The sequence below is a fragment of the Nocardioides agri genome, from assembly GCF_013778305.1.
Taxonomy (GTDB): domain Bacteria; phylum Actinomycetota; class Actinomycetes; order Propionibacteriales; family Nocardioidaceae; genus Nocardioides; species Nocardioides agri.
In genome coordinates this window covers 892947-909310 of sequence record NZ_JACEIC010000001.1, presented here as the reverse complement: position 1 = coordinate 909310, position 16364 = coordinate 892947, and the positions used below count along the sequence as shown (strand labels likewise).

Here is a 16364-nt window from a genome sequence, read left to right as displayed (position 1 = left end):
TCGTGCAGGCCGACGGTGCCGTGCACATCGACACGACCGACTACACGCTCGACGAGGTGATCGGCCTGATCGTCGGGCTGGTGGAGACCGCCGAGGCGCACCCGTGAGGACGAGCGCCCGGCACCTGGAGCCGCCGCGCAGCGACGGGGTCCCGAGCGCGCCCAGGTACCTGCTCCACCCGCTCCGCCCGATCGCCCGGACGCTGCTGCGGTGGCGCTACCGGGTGCGCGTCGACGACCCCGGCAACGTCCCCGCGTCGGGTCCGGTGATCTTCGCGTCCAACCACATCGGCGTCATCGACGGCCCGCTGCTGGCGATCTTCGCCGCGCGGCCGGTGCACGCGCTGACCAAGATCGAGATGTTCAAGGGCCCGCTGGGCACGTTCCTGTGGCACTCCGGCCAGATCCCGCTCGACCGGTTCAACCCCGACCCGCGAGCGGTGAAGACCTGCGTCCGGGCGCTGCGCGAGGGCCGAGCCGTCGGCATCTATCCCGAGGGCACCCGCGGCGCCGGGGACCTCGAGCGGTTCCACCGCGGGGCGGCCTACCTGGCCCTGGTCACCGGCGCCCCCGTCGTACCCGTGACGATGCTGGGCAGCCGGGAGCCTGGGGGCACCAGCGGCTCCCTGCCGCCGCGGGGCGCGACCATCGACGTGGTCTTCGGCGAGGTGTGGCGCACCGAACAGCTGCCGTGGCCGCGCACCCGGGAACACGTGGAGAAGGCCTCGTTGTTGCTCCGTGAGCACATGCTTGTCCAGCTCGACCGGGCGCGGGCGTCGACCGGGCGAGAGCTCCCTGGTCCGCTGCCCCCGACCGACGTAGAACCCGACCCCGCCACCGGGGTCACCGACCAAGGAGCACCATGACCGACTTCGAGCCCGCCGCCGGCCCTCACGAGGGCGACGCCGGCGAGCCCACCGGACCCCTGCCCATCCTGGCTGTGGTCGGTCGTCCCAATGTCGGGAAGTCGACGCTGGTCAACCGGATCATCGGCCGTCGCGAGGCGGTCGTCGAGGACGTCCCGGGCGTCACCCGCGACCGGGTCTCCTACGACGCCAACTGGAACGGCCGTGCGTTCACGGTGGTCGACACCGGCGGCTGGGACCCCGACGCCCGCGGCATGGCGGCCTCGATCAGGGCCCAGGCCGAGATCGCGGTGTCCCTCGCCGACGCCGTCCTCTTCGTCGTCGACGCGACCGTCGGCATCACCGACCACGACGAGGCGGTGGTCAAGATCCTGCGCGCCTCGGGCAAGCCGGTCGTGCTGGCCGCCAACAAGGTCGACGACCAGCGCACCGAGGCCGAGGCCTACGGCCTGTGGAACCTCGGGCTCGGCGAGCCCTACCCCGTCTCGGCGCTGCACGGCCGTGGCTCGGGCGACATGCTCGACGCCGTGCTCGCGGCACTGCCCGAGACGCCGCCGGAGTCCATCGGGGAGGAGATCGGCGGGCCGCGCCGGATCGCCATCGTCGGCAAGCCCAACGTCGGCAAGTCCTCGCTGCTCAACAAGCTGGCGGGGGAGGAGCGCGTCGTCGTCGACAACGTCGCCGGCACCACCGTCGACCCGGTCGACGAGCTGATCGAGCTCGGCGGGCGCACCTGGCGGTTCATCGACACCGCGGGCCTGCGCAAGCGGGTCAAGGAGGCGTCGGGCCACGAGTACTACGCGTCGCTGCGGACCTCGACCGCGATCGACCGTGCCGAGGTCGCCGTCCTCGTGCTCAACGCCGACGAGTCGATCTCCGAGCAGGACGTGCGAATCCTGCAGACGGTCCGCGAGGCCGGCCGCGCGCTGGTGATCGCGTTCAACAAGTGGGACCTCGTCGACGAGGAGCGCCGCTACTACCTCGAGCGCGAGATCGAGCGCGAGCTCGTGCAGGTGCAGTGGGCGCCGCGGATCAACATCACCGCGCGCACCGGCTGGCACATCGACCGCCTGGTGCCGGCGCTGGACAAGGCGATCACCGGGTGGGAGACCCGGATCACGACCGGCGCCCTCAACGGCTTCCTCGGTCGCCTGGTCGCCGAGCACCCGCACCCGGTGCGCAGCGGCAAGCAGCCCAAGATCCTGTTCGGGACCCAGCCGTCGACGGCGCCGCCGCGGTTCGTGCTGTTCACCAGCGGCAAGCTCGACGCGTCGTACGAGCGGTTCATCGAGCGCCGGCTGCGTGAGGAGTTCGGGTTCGTCGGCACGCCGATCGAGATCGAGGTGCGGCCGCGGGAGAAGCGCAAGCGCTGAGACGGCGCTACCGTCGGGCCATGAGGCGACTCGTAGCCCTGGCGCTGAGCTGCGCGCTCGCCGTACCGGTGCTGTCCGGAGGTAGGGCGGGCGCGCTCCTGCCCGCTCCCGAGCGGGCGGTCGGCGGCTGCCCGGTGTTCCCGGCGGACAGCTGGTGGCACGCCGACGTCAGCTCGCTCCCGGTGCACGCCCGGAGCAGGCAGTGGCTCTCGCACATGTCGACGGACCGGGACCTGCACCCCGACTTCGGCCCGTCGTACGGCGACGGCCCGAACTACGGCATCCCCGTCACGGTCGTGCGGCCCGGCCACCGGAAGGTGCGGGTCCGCTTCGACTACGCCGACGAGAGCGACCGGGTCCGCTACCCGGTGGGCCGGGACACGCGGATCGAGGGCGGACGCGGCTCGGACGGCGACAAGCACGCGATCGTGGTCGACCGGGGCAGCTGCCGGCTCTACGAGACCTGGAACACCCGCGTGCGCGACGGGCGCTGGGTGGCCGGCTCCGGTGCCGTGTGGTCGCTGCGCTCCAACGCGCTGCGCCCGGACGGCTGGACCTCGGCAGACGCCGCCGGGCTGCCGATCCTGCCCGGGCTGCTGCGGTGGGCCGAGGTGCGCTCCGGGCACGTGGACCACGCGATCCGCTTCACGACCGACGTCACCAGCCGGCACTACCTGTGGCCGGCCCGGCACCAGGCCGGGTCCCAGGACAGCCTCGGCTACCCACCGATGGGAGCCCGCTTCCGGCTGCGGGCGGGCTTCTCGACCGGCGGCTACTCGGCGCAGACCGTCGCCGTCATCGAGGCGATGAAGACCTACGGCCTGGTGCTCGCCGACAACGGCTCGCCGTGGTTCTTCCAGGGTGAGCAGAACGCCCGCTGGTCCACGCGGCTGGTCGAGGAGCTCAAGACGATCCCGGCGTCGGCGTTCGAGGCCGTCGACACCGCGTCCCTCCAGCGGTCGCCGGACTCGGCGGCCGTCGATCCTGATTGAGGTCACAAGCTGACCGCTGACGTTCCTAGGGTGGAGCCATGACGAACACCGAGCGCGACGACCTGATCGACCTCCTGCACAAGCACCGGGACCTCTTCCGGTTCACCGTCCAGGGCCTCTCCGACGAGGCGGCCCGATCCACGCCGACCGTGAGTGCGCTCTCGCTCGGCGGGCTGATCAAGCACGTGACCGCGGTCGAGAGGAACTGGGCCGACTTCGTCGTCAACGGCCCCTCGCAGGGACCGGACGTCGACTGGGCCAACGTCGACTGGACGAACCCGCCGCCCGAGGTGCTGGAGTACCAGAACGGCTTCCGGCTGCTCGAGGACGAGACGCTCGAGGGCGTCCTCAAGGCCTACGACGACGTCGCCGCCGCCACCGACGAGCTGGTGCGCACGGTCGACCTCGACGCGCGGCACCCTTTGCCCCAGGCGCCGTGGTTCGCGCCCGGCGCCTCGTGGTCGGCGCGCCGCGCGATCATCCACATCGCGCTCGAGACCGCGCAGCACGCCGGCCACGCCGACATCATCCGCGAGACGATCGACGGACAGAAGTCGATGGGCTGACGTCTGGTGCCGTCGCCGTCGCCGTCGCTCGGGGACGTCATACGGACGGAGCAAGGGGACACACTGACCGTATGACGTCCCGCGCCGGTCTCGGCCGGCAGCCGGCGGGCGGCGCGCACTGCGCTGGAGTTTCGCCGGAGATCTTGATCCACCTGGTGGATCAAGATCTCCGCTGGACGGTCGATGTGGCAGCCAGCCGGGTCCGTGGACCCGATTCCGGGTCGGGGCCTGGGCTGCGGTAGTGTTCACGCGGTCCTGCTGGTCAACCGGCGGAGACTGTTCGGGCTGTAGCGCAGCTTGGTAGCGCACCTGACTGGGGGTCAGGGGGTCGCAGGTTCAAATCCTGTCAGCCCGACAGAATGCAGTTGCAGGTCAGAGGCCGTTTCCCGCTCAGGGGAGCGGCCTCTGACATTTCACCGCACCTCCGCGGGCTCGGAGGTCCGCTCCCCGCCCCGGCGTAGAGTGGAGGTGACTGACCGATGACGAGGCCTCCGTCCGGAGGAACGTGCCGGTCGAGAGGCGGACGTCATGTCGACGTCGAACGAATCCATTGCCCCCACGGACATCGACCCGCCGAGCCGCGTTCCGTTGCGGCTCGCCATGGCCGAGCACTCCGACCAGAACTGGCTGGACGGCGGCTGGTGGCCGCAGAGCCGCGACCTGGCGGTCGAGCTGGCCGACCTGGTCCACCACTTCCCGGCGCAGCACGGCCGGATCGTGCGCGCGTTGTACTCCCCACCCGACTGGGAGCCGGCGCCGCGCCGCATCCCGGTCCGCGGCGGCTATGTGAAGGTCGGCTCCTTCCCACGCGACGACAGCCACCTGATCCACCTGACCACGTCGGACCGGACCGTGCTCCGCGTGCTGGTCGTGCCGCCCGGCTTCACCGAGGGCCAGGGCGCCGAGGCGCTGCTGGCCGCGGCGACCGCCGGCAACGCGCACTCGGCGGCCGACCTCCTCCACGAGGTGACGGACAACCCGGACGCCGACCCGACGGATCGCTGGGCGGACGGCGGGGAGTCCTGGTGGGACGAGGGTCGGGTGGCGCCGTCGTTCCGGACCGGCGGGTGAGCGTGACCCACCTCGTGCTCCGGGTGCGTCTCGTCAGCGGCGACATAACCGACGTCACCTACGAGGACCCGGAGGGCAGGAGCGACGACGAGGCGCTCGACCACGTCCTCGCCGCCCTGACCGGCGACGGCGGGGTGCTGCGCTGCCAGCACGGCGACCGGCTCGTGGTGCTGTACGCCCGGGGCGTGGCGGCGGTGGAGGTCGCTCCCCGGGGTGCCGTCCTCTGACCGACCGTCAGGCGCCCGGGACGATCCGGAGGTCGCGGACCGCGCCGCCGTCGAGCGCGGCGAGCGCCTCCTGGTACGCCGCGCTGTCGTGCGCGGCGACCGCAGCCTCGACCGAGGGGAACTCGATGACCACCGTGCGGGTCTGCTGGCCGGCCTCGTAGACCGCCTCGGGGAGCCCGCGGACCAGGAAGGTGCCGCCGGCCCCCGTGAGCGCCGGGCCGGCGAGAGCGGCGTACGCCGCGAGCTTGTCCTCGTCGGTGGTCTCCACGTAGGTGCTGATCCAGTACGCCGTCATGCACCCATCGTGCCCGGCGGACTCAGTCGTCGAGCGGCCGGGTCGACTGGCGGACGACGAGGTGGGTCGGGATCGGGGTGTCCTCGGTCAGCACGCCCGACTCCTCGACGGCGATCAGCACCTTCTGCATGATCAGCTCGCCCAGCGTCGCGAAGTCCTGACGGACCGTCGTGAGCGGCGGGAAGAGGTAGCCCGCCTCGGGCACGTCGTCGAAGCCGATGACGCTGACGTCGTCGGGCACCCGGAGGCCACGCTCGCGCAGCGCCGAGAGCAGCCCTATCGACATCTGGTCGTTGCCGACGAAGACCGCCGATCCCGGCTCCACGTCGATCTCCCCGCCGAGCCGGTAGCCGCTGGCCGCCGACCAGTCGCCGAAGACCGGGGGCACGATCTCGAGCCGGTGCGCGCCGAGCTCGTCGCGCCAGCCGCGGACCCGTTCGGTGGCGTCCGGCGCCGTCCGCGGACCGGCCAGGTGCAGGATCCGCGAGTGGCCGATCTCGGCGAGGTGCCGGACGGCGGCGCGGGCGCCCCGGTACTGGTCGATCGAGACGATGAGCGGGCTGCGCCGGGCCGTGGACGCGGCGATGACGACCGGGATCCGCAGATCGAGGCTGCGCACGAGCTCGAGCACGGAGACGTCGACGACCACGAACACGATCGCGTCGACCCGCTGCCGCAGCAGCGCGTCGACGACCTTGCGGATCGCCTTCGGGTCGTCGGCGGGTGCACTGACCGACTCCACGCTGTAGCGGGCCGCGCGGGCCGCGAAGTTGAAGTGCATCGCGATCGAGGTCGGCCCGTAGTCGGAGATGCCTGGCGTGACCAGGCCGATCGTGCGGGTGCGCCGGGTGACGAGCGCGCGAGCCGCGGGGGACGGGCTGTAGTGCAGCTGGGCGATGGCCTGCTCGACGCGGGCGCGGGTGGCGGGCCGCACGTTGGGCATCTCGTTGATCACCCGCGAGACGGTCTGGTGGGACACACCGGCCAGGCGCGCCACGTCGAAGATGTTCGCCGCGCGGCCCGGCTTGCCTGCTGGCTCCGTCATCCGACCGGCTCCGGCCGGGCGACGAGCGCGGTGAGTGCGTCGGGGGTGAGGTCGTCGGAGGGCACGGTGTCGACGACCCGGCCGTCGAGCAGGATGGCGACCCGGTTGCCCACCCGGAGCACCTCTTCGAGCTCGGCGGAGATGAACATGACCGAGAGTCCGTTGTCGGCGAGCTCGCCGACGAGGTTCTGCACCTCCACCTTGGCGCCCACGTCGATGCCGCGGGTCGGCTCGTCGAGCACGAGCAGGCGCGGCGACAGCGCGAGGAGGCGGGCCAGCAGCACCTTCTGCTGGTTGCCGCCCGAGAGCGTGCCCGCCGGGCGGTCCGGGTCGGGCGGCCGGATGTCCAGCGCGTCGATCCAGCTCATCGCGAGCTCGCGCTGGCGGGCCGGGCTGATCCGGCGCAGGACGCCGCGCTCGGCCTGGAGCGCGAGCGTGATGTTCTCCTGGACGCTCAGCTCGCCGACGATGCCCTCGGTGCGGCGGTTCTCGGAGGAGTAGACGACGCCGAGCGAGATCGCCGCCCGCGGGTTGCCGATCGGCTCGTCGCTGCCCTGGATGCGGATGATGCCGCCGTCGAGCCGGTCGATGCCGGTGAGCGCCCGCGCCAGCTCGGTGCGCCCCGAGCCGAGCAGGCCGGCGACGCCGAGCACCTCGCCCTCCATCAGGTCGATGTCGGCGCCACTGATGCGGGAGCCGACGGTGACGGCGCGCGCGCTGAGGAAGGGCTCCTCGCTGGAGCCGTCGGCGACCCGCAGCCGCGGCCTGGTGCGCAGGGACTCCGCGCTGCGGCCGAGCATCGCCTGCACGAGGTCGATCCGGAGCAGCTCGCGGGTGAGGTACTCCCCGACGAGCTTGCCGTCGCGGAGCACCGTGACCCGGTCGCTGATCTCGTAGACCTGGTCGAGGAAGTGCGAGACGAAGATGATGGCGACGCCGCGCTGCTTGAGGTCCTCGATGATCCGGAAGAGCTCGGCGCACTCGTCGGTGTCGAGGCTCGACGTGGGCTCGTCGAGCACGAGGACGCGTACGTCGGTCGAGATGGCGCGGGCGATCGCGACCAGCTGCTGCACGGCGAGCGAGTGCCGGCCGAGCACGGACGCCGGGTCGATGTCGAGCCCGAGGTCGGCCAGTACGTCGCCGGCCCGGTCGCGCATCTGACGCCAGTCGATCATGCCGAAGCGGCGCGGCTCGACGCCGAGCGAGATGTTCTCCGCGACCGACAGGTTGGGCAGCAGGTCGATCTCCTGGTAGACCGACCGGACGCCGACCTCCTGCGCGTCGTGGGGCGAGCCGAAGCGCACCACCTGGCCGTCGAGGCGCAGCACGCCGGCCGACAGCGGAAGGGCTCCGGTGATCGCCTTGATCAACGTCGACTTGCCCGCGCCGTTCTCGCCCATGAGCGAGTGGACCTCGCCCGGGAACAGCCGGAAGTCGACGCCGTCCAGCGCCGCGTCGGCGCCGAAGTACACCGTCGCGCCGGTGAGCTCCAGGAGCGGCTGTGCGTCCACGCGCCCATTATGGGGCGGCTGCCCGGCACTTATCGTCGACGCTCCGCACGGACGACGATCGCGCGCTGCACCACGATGAACATCAGCAGCATCAGGCCGATGATGATCCGCGTCCAGGCCTGCTCGGCGCCCATGAAGGAGATCACGGTCTTGATCGTGCCGAAGACCAGCACGCCGATCAGTGACCCGAGCACGTAGCCGGTGCCGCCGGTGAGCAGGGTGCCGCCGATGACGACCGCGGCGATCACGTCGAGCTCGGTGCCGATGCCGTTGCGGGGGTATCCCGCGCCGGAGTACGCCGTGAGCACGAGGCCGGCGAGGCCGGCGCAGACGCCGCTGATGACGTAGACCGCGACCTTGGTGCGGGCGACGTCGAGCCCCATCAGCCGCGCGGACTGCTCGTTGCCGCCGACGGCGTACACGGTGCGACCGAAGCGGGTGAACTGCATGACGAACGCGCCGATCAGCGCGACCGACAGTGCGAGCACGCCGGTGGGCGTGATGTACCACTCGCCGAGGCGCCAGCGCGTGGTCTGCAGCCAGAGGACGGACTCGTTCTCGACCCGGATCGAGTCGAGGCTCACCACGAACGCGAGCCCGCGGGCGAGGAAGAGTCCGGCCAGGGAGGCGATGAACGGCTGCACGTCGAAGTACTGCACCAGCACGCCGATGAGCAGCCCGATGGCCGCGCCGGCCAGGATGATCAGCGGGACGACGACCGCGGCCGAGTGGCCGGACGCCAGCAGGTCGGCGCACCAGATCCCGGTGAGCGCCATCACCGACCCGACGGAGAGGTCGATGCCCCCGGTGACGATCACGAACGTCATGCCGACCGCGAGGATCACCAGGTAGGCGTTGTCGAGCAGCAGCGCCGACATGTTGAGCGGCGTCAGGAACGTGCCGAAGTGGATCTGGGCACCGATCAGCAGCACGGCGAAGATCAGCACGGCCGCGAACGTCGGCATCAACGAGGCGTGCCGGTCGAGGAACGTGCGGGTGTGCCGGGAGACCGTCTCCCGGGTGGCGGTCACCGTGCTGGCGTTCATGCGGCGACCTCCGCGTCGCTGTGGGCGGAGAGGTTGCGCGACCGCATCCCTCCGGTGAGGCCGCGTGCGATCCGGTGCACGCGCGGTGACTGGATGAGCACGACGATGATGACGACGGCTGCGAAGAACACCGGGCTCTGCGCCGAGGGGACGCCGAGGAAGAGCATCGTCGACTTCAGCGTCTGGATGATGAAGACGCCGATGACCGTCCCGGCGACCGTGAACTTGCCGCCCACCAGCGAGGTCCCGCCGAGCACCACCGCGAGGATGGCGTAGAGCTCGATGAACTCGCCGGCCGCGTTGGCGTCGGCGGCCCGGATGTTCGAGCTGTAGATGATGCCGGCGACGCCGGCGAGCGTCCCGCTGAGCACGTAGGCGCCGAAGGTGATGCCGCGCGACCGGACACCGGCGAGCCGGCTGGCCTCGGGGTTGATGCCGACGGCCTCGGTGAGCACGCCCAGCGCCGTACGCCGCTCGACGAGCGAGATCGCTGTGATCGCGGCCACGGAGATGAAGAGGGCGAAGGGCAGCGCGAAGAGGTAGCCCGTCGACACGTACTCGAGCGGCTCGGAGTTGACCGTCGTGATGAAGCCGTCGGTGATCAGCAGGGCGACACCACGTCCGGCCAGCATCAGCACGAGGGTCGCGACGATCGGTTGGATGTCGAGCACCGCGACCAGGAAGCCGTTCCACGCGCCGAGCAGCAGCGCGACGCCGGTGCCGACGGCCATGGCGACGAGCACGGTGCTGGTGCTGCCGGGATCCTCGGCACCGTCGATGATCGTCAGCGTCACCGCGCCGGACACGGCCATGACCGCGCCGACCGAGAGGTCGATGCCGCGCGTGGCGATGACGATCGTCATGCCGAGCGCGACCAGCATCAGTGGCGCGCTGTTGCGCAGGATGTCGATGAGTGCGCCGTACAGCTCGCCGTCGCGGACGGTGATCTTCATGAACTGGGGCCGGACCACCGTGTTGAGCACGATGAGGGCCACGAGCGAGAAGGCCGGCCAGAACAGCCGGTGCTTCACGACCTTCGTCACGCGACGCTCCCTTCGCCACCGTCGGCCATGTAGTCGATGAGTCCCTGGACGTCGACCGCGCTGGACTCGAGCACCCCGAGCTGCCGACGGTCTCGCATCACGACCACACGCTGGGCCAATCGAAGCACCTCTTCGAGCTCGGAGGAGATGAAGATGACGGAGAGTCCCTGACTGGCGAGCTCGGCCACCTTGCGCTGGATGTCGGCCTTGGCGCCGACGTCGATGCCGCGGGTCGGCTCGTCGAGGATGATCAGCTCGGGAGCGGTCGCCAGCCACCGGGCCAGCAGCACCTTCTGCTGGTTGCCGCCGGACAGGTTGCCGGCGTTGGCGTTGGGGTCGGCCGGGCGTACGCCGAGGGCCTCGATGTACTCCTTCACGACGGCGTCCCGCTCCGCGCGGCGCATCCGGCGGTGCCAGCCACGGCGGGCCTGGATGCCGATGGTGATGTTCTCTGCCACGGTGAGGTCGGCCAGGATCCCCTCGGCCCGGCGGTTCTCCGAGGAGAACGCGATCCGGTGCCGGATCGCGTGTCGTGGGGAGGTGATCCGCGCGGCGGATCCGTTCAGCTCGACGTCCCCGGTGTCCGGCCGGTCGGCGCCGTAGAGCAGCCGGACCAGCTCGGTGCGACCGGAGCCGAGCAGGCCGGCGATGCCGACGACCTCGCCGTCGTAGACGTCGACGTCGGCGGGCTCGAGCACGCCCTTCTTGCCCACGCCGCTGGCACGGAGCACCGGTGCGCCGGTGCGGTCGATGGTGCGCTCGGCGATCTCGGAGATCGCCTCGAGCTCGACGAGCTCCCGGCCGACCATCTGGGTGACGAGGGCGGACCGGGGGAGGTCCACGGCGAGGTGCTCGCCGACCAGCCTGCCGTTGCGCAGCACCGTGATGCGGTCGGAGATCTCGTAGACCTGGTCGAGGAAGTGGCTGACGAAGAGGATCGCGACCCCCTGGTCGCGCAGGCCGCGGACGACCGCGAACAGCCGCTCGACCTCGTCGCGGTCGAGGCTGGAGGTGGGCTCGTCGAGCACGAGCACCCGGGCGTCGAGCACTGTCGCCCGGCTGATCGCGACCAGCTGCTGGACCGCGATGGAGTGGCTGGAGAGGAGGGAGCGGGTGTCGAGGTGGAGGCCGAGGCTGTCGAGGTGCCGGGCGGCCTCGCGGTGCGTGGCCTTCCAGTCGATGCCGCGCAGCCCCCGCGGCTCGTGGCCGAGCATCACGTTCTCGCCGACCGACAGGTTCGGGCAGAGGTTGACCTCCTGGTAGACGGTCGAGATGCCCGCGCTCTGGGCGTCGGCGGTGGAGCCGAACACGCGATCCTCGCCGGCCACCCGGATCGTGCCGTCGTCGATCGCGTAGACCCCGGTGAGGGCCTTGATGAGCGTGGACTTGCCCGCGCCGTTCTCGCCCATCAGGGCGTGCACCTCGCCGGGCCGCAGCGAGAAGTCGACCTGGTCGAGAGCGAGCACGCCGGGGAAGCGGATCGTGATGCCGCGCATCTCGACGACCGCCTCGGCGGTCGGGACTGCGGCGGGTGGGGTCTCGATGTCGGCGTGCATGGGCCGGGGGTCCTTGCCTGTGGGGGAGCGGTGCCCCGCCGGAGGAGGATGACGGCTCCAGCGGGGCACCACTCGACTGTGGTGAGGGCCGATCGGTACCGGTCCGTACCGATGCGTGCTGTGGATCAGTAGGGACGAGAGTCGATGACCTCGGCCGCCTGCTCCTTCGTGAAGCTCTGGTCCGCCACGTAGTAGGCCTTCTCCACGTCCTGGTCGTCGAGCACCTTCTTCACCAGGTCCGCTGCCTGCTCACCGAGGAGCGGGTTGCACTCGACGATGAAGTTGATCTTGCCGTCGACCAGAGCCTGCATGCCGTCCTTGACGGCGTCGATCGACACGATCTTGATGTCCTCGCCCGGCGTGGCGCCGGCCGCCTCGATCGCCTCGATGGCGCCGAGCGCCATGTCGTCGTTGTGGGCGTAGACGAGGTCGATGCCGTCGGCGCCGTACTTCTGCAGGAAGCCCTCCATGACGGTCTTGCCGCCGTCACGGGTGAACTCGCCGGTCTGGGAGTCGATCTTCTCGATCGCGCTGCCCTCGATCGCCGCGTCGAAGCCCTCGGCACGGTCGTTGGCGGGAGCGGAGCCCGTGGTGCCCTCGAGGACGACCATCTTGGTCGGCTCCTTGAAGTTCTCGGCCGCCCACTCGCCGGCGGTGGTGCCCTCCTTCTTGAAGTCCAGGCCGACCCAGCTGTTGTAGAGGTCGTCGGACGAGGTCACGGTCCGGTCCTCGAGGATCACCGGGATGTCGGCGTCCTTCGCCTCCTGGAGCACGTCGTCCCAGCCGTCCTCGACGATCGGCGCGATCACGATCGCGTCGACGCCCTGGCTGATGAAGCTGCGGACGGCGCTGATCTGGGCAGCGGGGTCGTTGTCCGCGGCGTTGAAGACGAGCTCGAACCCGTTCTCCTCGGAGAAGGCGTCCTTCATGGACTCGGTGTTCGCGCTGCGCCAACCGGACTCGGAGCCGGTCTGGGCGAAGCCGACCTTGATCAGGTCGCCACCGCCGCCGCCTCCACCCTCGCTGGCCTCGTCGTTGGAATCGTCGGAGCCGCAGCCGGCCGCGAAGAGTGCCACAGCACCCAGCACGGCGACGCCGGTACGGAACTTCATCTTCACCGCAGAACCTCCTGGTCGGCCGGCACGGACGCCGGCGCGGGGATGGGGATGAGACTGCGCTCCCGGGTGCGCTTGATCCCCGGATGTTAGCCCTCACATTCGGACAATTGGCGAGAGGTTAGCCGTAACATTTTGATAACACAAGCATTTGGGGTATGTGCGCTGCGACCTGCGGCAACGGCTGGACATGACCCCGGGATGGCGCGATTGTTACCGATAACATTCGGGACCTGGGAGGCGTTGCTCGGCGCGGTCCTTCCGGGCAGGCCGGCGCGCGCGGCGTACGATGCGGTGTTTGCGCTCACTATTTGCAGGACGATCGTCGGACGATCGGCCGGAGGGACGGACGATGACGGGGTGGACCGACGAGGTCGAGGCGGCTGTCGAGGCGGTGCGGGCCGACGTCGCGCGGCTGCACGCCGAGCTCGTGCGCTACGGGCTGGTGGTCTGGACGGCGGGCAACGTGTCCGGTCGGGTGCCGGGCGCCGACCTCTTCGTGATCAAGCCGTCGGGCGTCTCCTACGACGACCTGACGCCGGAGTCGATGATCGTCTGCGACCTCGACGGCCACGCGGTCCCCGGCACGCCGGGCAGCGAGCGGTCGCCGTCCAGCGACACCGCGGCGCACGCCTACGTCTACCGGGAGATGCCGGAGGTCGGCGGGGTCGTGCACACGCACTCGACGTACGCCGTCGGCTGGGCCGCCCGCAACGAGGAGATCCCGTGCGTGGTCACCGCGATGGCCGACGAGTTCGGCGGGCCGGTCCCGATCGGGCCCTTCGCGATCATCGGTGACGACTCGATCGGCCGCGGCATCGTCGAGACGCTGCGCGGGCACCGGTCCCGCGCCGTGCTCATGGCCAACCACGGGCCGTTCACGATCGGCGTCACCGCCAAGGACGCCGTGAAGGCGGCCGTGATGGTCGAGGACGTCGCGCGCACCGTGGAGATCGCGCGCCAGGGCGGGCCCCTCGTGCCGATCCCGCAGGACGCGATCGACAAGCTCTACGACCGCTACCAGAACGTCTACGGGCAGGCGAGCGACGACCGTCGTTGACCGGCCTTCACTGCTGACCCGACGAACGCCCCCACGAACGAGAGTGACGAGATGACTTCTGCCCCCCTGACCGCCTCCTTCGACGGCTACGAGATCTGGTTCGTCACCGGCAGCCAGACCCTCTACGGCGACGAGACGCTGCGCCAGGTCGCCGAGCAGTCCCAGCAGGTCGCCGACGGCCTCGGCGGGCTGCCGGTCAAGGTCGTCTGGAAGCCGGTGCTCAAGGAGGCCGACAGCATCCGGCGCCTCGCGCTCGAGGTCAACGCGCGCGACGACGTCATCGGCGTGATCGCCTGGATGCACACCTTCAGCCCGGCCAAGATGTGGATCGCCGGCCTCGACGCGCTGCAGAAGCCACTGCTGCACCTGCACACCCAGGCCAACGTCGAGCTCCCGTGGGCCGACATCGACTTCGACTTCATGAACCTCAACCAGGCGGCGCACGGCGATCGGGAGTTCGGCTACATCCAGACCCGGCTGGGCGTCGCCCGCAAGACCGTCGTCGGCCACGTCACCAACCCGGCCGTGCTCGGCCAGGTCGAGGACTGGCAGCGCGCGGCCGCCGGCTGGGCCGCTGCCCGCACGCTCAAGCTCGCCCGCTTCGGCGACAACATGCGCTACGTCGCCGTCACCGAGGGCGACAAGACCGAGGCGGAGCTGCGCTTCGGGGTCCAGGTCAACACCTGGGGCGTCAACGAGCTCGCCGACGCGGTCGCCGCCGCGACCGACGCGCAGGTGGACGCGCTCGTGGAGGAGTACGTCGCGTCGTACGACGTCGCGGCGGAGCTGCTGCCCGGAGCCGAGCGGCACCAGTCGCTGCGCGACGGCGCCGCGATCGAGGTCGGCCTGCGGTCGTTCCTCGAGGCCGGCGGCTTCGGTGCCTTCACGACGAGCTTCGAGGACCTGGGCGCGCTCAAGCAGCTCCCGGGCCTGGCGGTGCAGCGGCTGATGGCGGAGGGCTACGGCTTCGGCGCCGAGGGCGACTGGAAGACCGCGATCCTGGTGCGCATCGCCAACGTGATGGGCATCGGCCTGCCGGGCGGCGCGAGCCTCATGGAGGACTACACCTACGACCTGGTCGCCGGCGACGAGAAGATCCTCGGCGCGCACATGCTCGAGGTGGCGCCGTCGCTGACGACCGCGAAGCCGCGGCTCGAGGTGCACCCGCTCGGCATCGGCGGCAAGGAGGACCCGGTGCGCCTGGTCTTCACCGCCGACCCGGGCCCGGCGCTGGTGGTCGCGATGAGCGACATGCGGGACCGCTTCCGGCTGGTCGCCAACGCCGTGCAGAACATCGAGGCCCCCGACCTGCCGAACCTGCCGGTCGGCCGCGCGGTCTGGAAGCCGGCGCCCGACTTCGCGACCAGCGCGGCGTGCTGGCTCGCGGCCGGCGCGGCTCACCACACGGTGATGACGACCGCCGTCGGCATCGAGGTCTTCCGCGACTTCGCCGAGATCGCGCGCACCGAGCTGCTGGTCATCGACGAGTCCACGACGACGCGCGACTTCCAGCGCGAGCTGCGCTGGAACCAGGCGTACTACCGGCTCGCCGGTGGCATCTGACCGCTGCCGCGGCGCTTGACAACCCCTGGGCATCGGGCCAGCGTGTGGGGGCACGAGGCCGTCCGGGGAGGTCGACATGCGCAAGGACCGTGGCGTCAGGTTCTGGGTGGAGCTCGTGCTCACGTGCGTGAGCGCGTTCCTGTTCCTGCTGACCCTGGCCAGCGCGGAATGGATCGAGCTCGTCCTCGGCGTCGAGCCCGACGGTGGTGACGGATCGCTGGAGTGGCTGATCACGGCCGGGCTCCTGGTGGTCACGATCGTGCTGTCCCTGCTGACGTTCAGGGACGGACGCCGCGCCGCGTCGACCGCGCCGAGCACATCCGACTAGACCCGCATCTGGCCCGAACGGGCTATACACGCCGGCTCCTCGCGAGCGTTGGCTGAACACCACGTGCAGAACCCGGGGAACACCATCGGGGGTGCCAGGAGTGACCACGAGCAGGACGAGGCGCGTCGCCGACGCGCGCCGCCCCGAGCTGCTGGGCGTCGTGCTCAGCCGGAGGGTGACGTTCCCCGAGCCCGAGCGGGTCGAGCCGGGGCGGGTCGCCAGCGACTGGGTGCGCGTGCCGACGTCGGACGCGCAACGACTGCTCCGTGAGGTCGCCAGGCTGGTGGCCGACCTGCCTCGCGACAGCAGCCGCGACGTCGTCTGGACGCTCGGGAACAGCGAGCTCCTGCTGCACACCGGCCGGCTCACCCTCGCCGTCAGCGCCGGGCTCGTGACGGTGGGCATCCCCGTCGAGTGCGACCAGGTGGACCCGACGACGATCGAGGTCCCGCTCGCGGTGGGTACGACCAAGCAGGTGCGCGGGCTCTTCGCGTCGACGTCGGACAGCCCGATCGGGCCCCCGGTCGTCACCGGGATCTGGTCCGACGCCCTCGCGGCCTTCGCCTACGAGTGCCTGGTCACGCTGGCCCAGCACGTCGCGGCGCAGTCCGGCACGGACCCGAGCGGACGGACCCTCGTGCCGGCCGCCGTCGCGGCCGAGCGGGGACTGCTCCTGGTCAAGTCGATGGCCCGGAACGGGGCGTGAGT

Annotated in this window: 17 protein-coding genes and 1 tRNA gene; 11 read left to right on the top strand and 7 right to left on the bottom strand. The window is 71.0% G+C overall.

What is annotated here, in order from left to right; translation table 11 throughout:
• Window positions 1–103: 103 nt before the first annotated feature.
• From HZF07_RS04485 to HZF07_RS04455, 7 genes are all read left to right on the top strand, one after another.
• A complete protein-coding gene (locus HZF07_RS04485; protein WP_181644758.1) occupies window positions 104–865 on the top strand; it encodes a lysophospholipid acyltransferase family protein in 762 nt (253 codons plus the stop codon).
• Window positions 862–2238, top strand: coding sequence for a ribosome biogenesis GTPase Der (der, locus tag HZF07_RS04480; RefSeq protein ID WP_157347251.1), 1377 nt, complete (start codon window positions 862–864; stop codon window positions 2236–2238). Before HZF07_RS04485 ends, der begins: the two co-directional genes overlap by 4 nt.
• A 20-nt stretch (window positions 2239–2258) precedes the next feature.
• Window positions 2259–3230, top strand: coding sequence for a hypothetical protein (locus HZF07_RS04475; protein WP_157347248.1), 972 nt, complete (start codon window positions 2259–2261; stop codon window positions 3228–3230).
• Between the two features lie 38 nt (window positions 3231–3268).
• Entirely contained in the window at window positions 3269–3796 is a 528-nt protein-coding gene (locus HZF07_RS04470; RefSeq protein ID WP_157347246.1) for a DinB family protein, read from the top strand.
• Window positions 3797–4077: 281 nt separating this feature from the next.
• Window positions 4078–4151, top strand: a tRNA-Pro gene (locus HZF07_RS04465).
• A gap of 173 nt (window positions 4152–4324) precedes the next feature.
• Window positions 4325–4867, top strand: coding sequence for a DUF5994 family protein (locus HZF07_RS04460; RefSeq protein WP_157347244.1), 543 nt, complete (start codon window positions 4325–4327; stop codon window positions 4865–4867).
• A complete protein-coding gene (locus HZF07_RS04455; RefSeq protein WP_232523716.1) occupies window positions 4864–5094 on the top strand; it encodes a hypothetical protein in 231 nt (76 codons plus the stop codon). Before HZF07_RS04460 ends, HZF07_RS04455 begins: the two co-directional genes overlap by 4 nt.
• A 7-nt stretch (window positions 5095–5101) precedes the next feature.
• On the opposite strand, the gene HZF07_RS04450 is transcribed toward HZF07_RS04455, so the two are convergent.
• The 7 genes from HZF07_RS04450 to HZF07_RS04420 all read right to left on the bottom strand — a co-directional run bounded on the left by HZF07_RS04450 (window position 5102) and on the right by HZF07_RS04420 (window position 12702).
• Window positions 5102–5389, bottom strand: coding sequence for a DUF1330 domain-containing protein (locus HZF07_RS04450; protein WP_157347242.1), 288 nt, complete (start codon window positions 5387–5389; stop codon window positions 5102–5104).
• Window positions 5390–5411: 22 nt separating this feature from the next.
• A complete protein-coding gene (locus tag HZF07_RS04445) occupies window positions 5412–6434 on the bottom strand; it encodes a LacI family DNA-binding transcriptional regulator (protein ID WP_157347240.1) in 1023 nt (340 codons plus the stop codon).
• Window positions 6431–7945: a sugar ABC transporter ATP-binding protein gene (locus HZF07_RS04440; protein WP_181644757.1), complete on the bottom strand. Its 1515-nt coding sequence runs from the start codon at window positions 7943–7945 to the stop codon at window positions 6431–6433. Before HZF07_RS04440 ends, HZF07_RS04445 begins: the two co-directional genes overlap by 4 nt.
• A gap of 29 nt (window positions 7946–7974) precedes the next feature.
• Window positions 7975–8991, bottom strand: coding sequence for an ABC transporter permease subunit (locus tag HZF07_RS04435; RefSeq protein ID WP_157347238.1), 1017 nt, complete (start codon window positions 8989–8991; stop codon window positions 7975–7977).
• A complete protein-coding gene (locus HZF07_RS04430) occupies window positions 8988–10034 on the bottom strand; it encodes an ABC transporter permease (protein WP_181644756.1) in 1047 nt (348 codons plus the stop codon). The genes HZF07_RS04435 and HZF07_RS04430 overlap by 4 nt, the downstream gene beginning before the upstream one ends.
• Complete coding sequence (locus tag HZF07_RS04425) at window positions 10031–11590, bottom strand: sugar ABC transporter ATP-binding protein (protein WP_157347237.1); 1560 nt, start codon at window positions 11588–11590, stop codon at window positions 10031–10033. Before HZF07_RS04425 ends, HZF07_RS04430 begins: the two co-directional genes overlap by 4 nt.
• Before the next feature lie 125 nt (window positions 11591–11715).
• Window positions 11716–12702, bottom strand: coding sequence for an ABC transporter substrate-binding protein (locus HZF07_RS04420; protein ID WP_157347235.1), 987 nt, complete (start codon window positions 12700–12702; stop codon window positions 11716–11718).
• Between the two features lie 355 nt (window positions 12703–13057).
• Here HZF07_RS04420 and HZF07_RS04415 point away from each other — a divergent pair, with 355 nt between their 5' ends.
• The 4 genes from HZF07_RS04415 to HZF07_RS04400 all read left to right on the top strand — a co-directional run bounded on the left by HZF07_RS04415 (window position 13058) and on the right by HZF07_RS04400 (window position 16362).
• Window positions 13058–13765 (top strand): L-ribulose-5-phosphate 4-epimerase, encoded by a 708-nt coding sequence (locus HZF07_RS04415; RefSeq protein WP_157347233.1) that lies wholly within the window; start codon window positions 13058–13060, stop codon window positions 13763–13765.
• 51 nt (window positions 13766–13816) lie between these two features.
• A complete protein-coding gene (araA, locus tag HZF07_RS04410) occupies window positions 13817–15328 on the top strand; it encodes an L-arabinose isomerase (RefSeq protein ID WP_157347231.1) in 1512 nt (503 codons plus the stop codon).
• A 76-nt stretch (window positions 15329–15404) separates the two neighbouring features.
• Complete coding sequence (locus HZF07_RS04405; protein ID WP_157347229.1) at window positions 15405–15656, top strand: ABC transporter permease; 252 nt, start codon at window positions 15405–15407, stop codon at window positions 15654–15656.
• 100 nt (window positions 15657–15756) lie between these two features.
• A complete protein-coding gene (locus tag HZF07_RS04400; RefSeq protein WP_157347227.1) occupies window positions 15757–16362 on the top strand; it encodes a hypothetical protein in 606 nt (201 codons plus the stop codon).
• The last annotated feature ends 2 nt before the right edge of the window (window positions 16363–16364 follow it).

Bases quoted from the DNA above. Each gene is read 5' to 3' on its own strand.
- der (WP_157347251.1), top strand. From the start codon at position 862: ATGACCGACTTCGAGCCCGCCGCCGGCCCTCACGAGGGCGACGCCGGC.
- HZF07_RS04475 (WP_157347248.1), top strand. From the start codon at position 2,259: ATGAGGCGACTCGTAGCCCTGGCGCTGAGCTGCGCGCTCGCCGTACCG.
- HZF07_RS04470 (WP_157347246.1), top strand. From the start codon at position 3,269: ATGACGAACACCGAGCGCGACGACCTGATCGACCTCCTGCACAAGCAC.
- HZF07_RS04460 (WP_157347244.1), top strand. From the start codon at position 4,325: ATGTCGACGTCGAACGAATCCATTGCCCCCACGGACATCGACCCGCCG.
- HZF07_RS04450 (WP_157347242.1), bottom strand. From the start codon at position 5,389: ATGACGGCGTACTGGATCAGCACCTACGTGGAGACCACCGACGAGGAC.
- HZF07_RS04445 (WP_157347240.1), bottom strand. From the start codon at position 6,434: ATGACGGAGCCAGCAGGCAAGCCGGGCCGCGCGGCGAACATCTTCGAC.
- HZF07_RS04435 (WP_157347238.1), bottom strand. From the start codon at position 8,991: ATGAACGCCAGCACGGTGACCGCCACCCGGGAGACGGTCTCCCGGCAC.
- HZF07_RS04425 (WP_157347237.1), bottom strand. From the start codon at position 11,590: ATGCACGCCGACATCGAGACCCCACCCGCCGCAGTCCCGACCGCCGAG.
- HZF07_RS04420 (WP_157347235.1), bottom strand. From the start codon at position 12,702: ATGAAGTTCCGTACCGGCGTCGCCGTGCTGGGTGCTGTGGCACTCTTC.
- HZF07_RS04415 (WP_157347233.1), top strand. From the start codon at position 13,058: ATGACGGGGTGGACCGACGAGGTCGAGGCGGCTGTCGAGGCGGTGCGG.
- araA (WP_157347231.1), top strand. From the start codon at position 13,817: ATGACTTCTGCCCCCCTGACCGCCTCCTTCGACGGCTACGAGATCTGG.
- HZF07_RS04405 (WP_157347229.1), top strand. From the start codon at position 15,405: ATGCGCAAGGACCGTGGCGTCAGGTTCTGGGTGGAGCTCGTGCTCACG.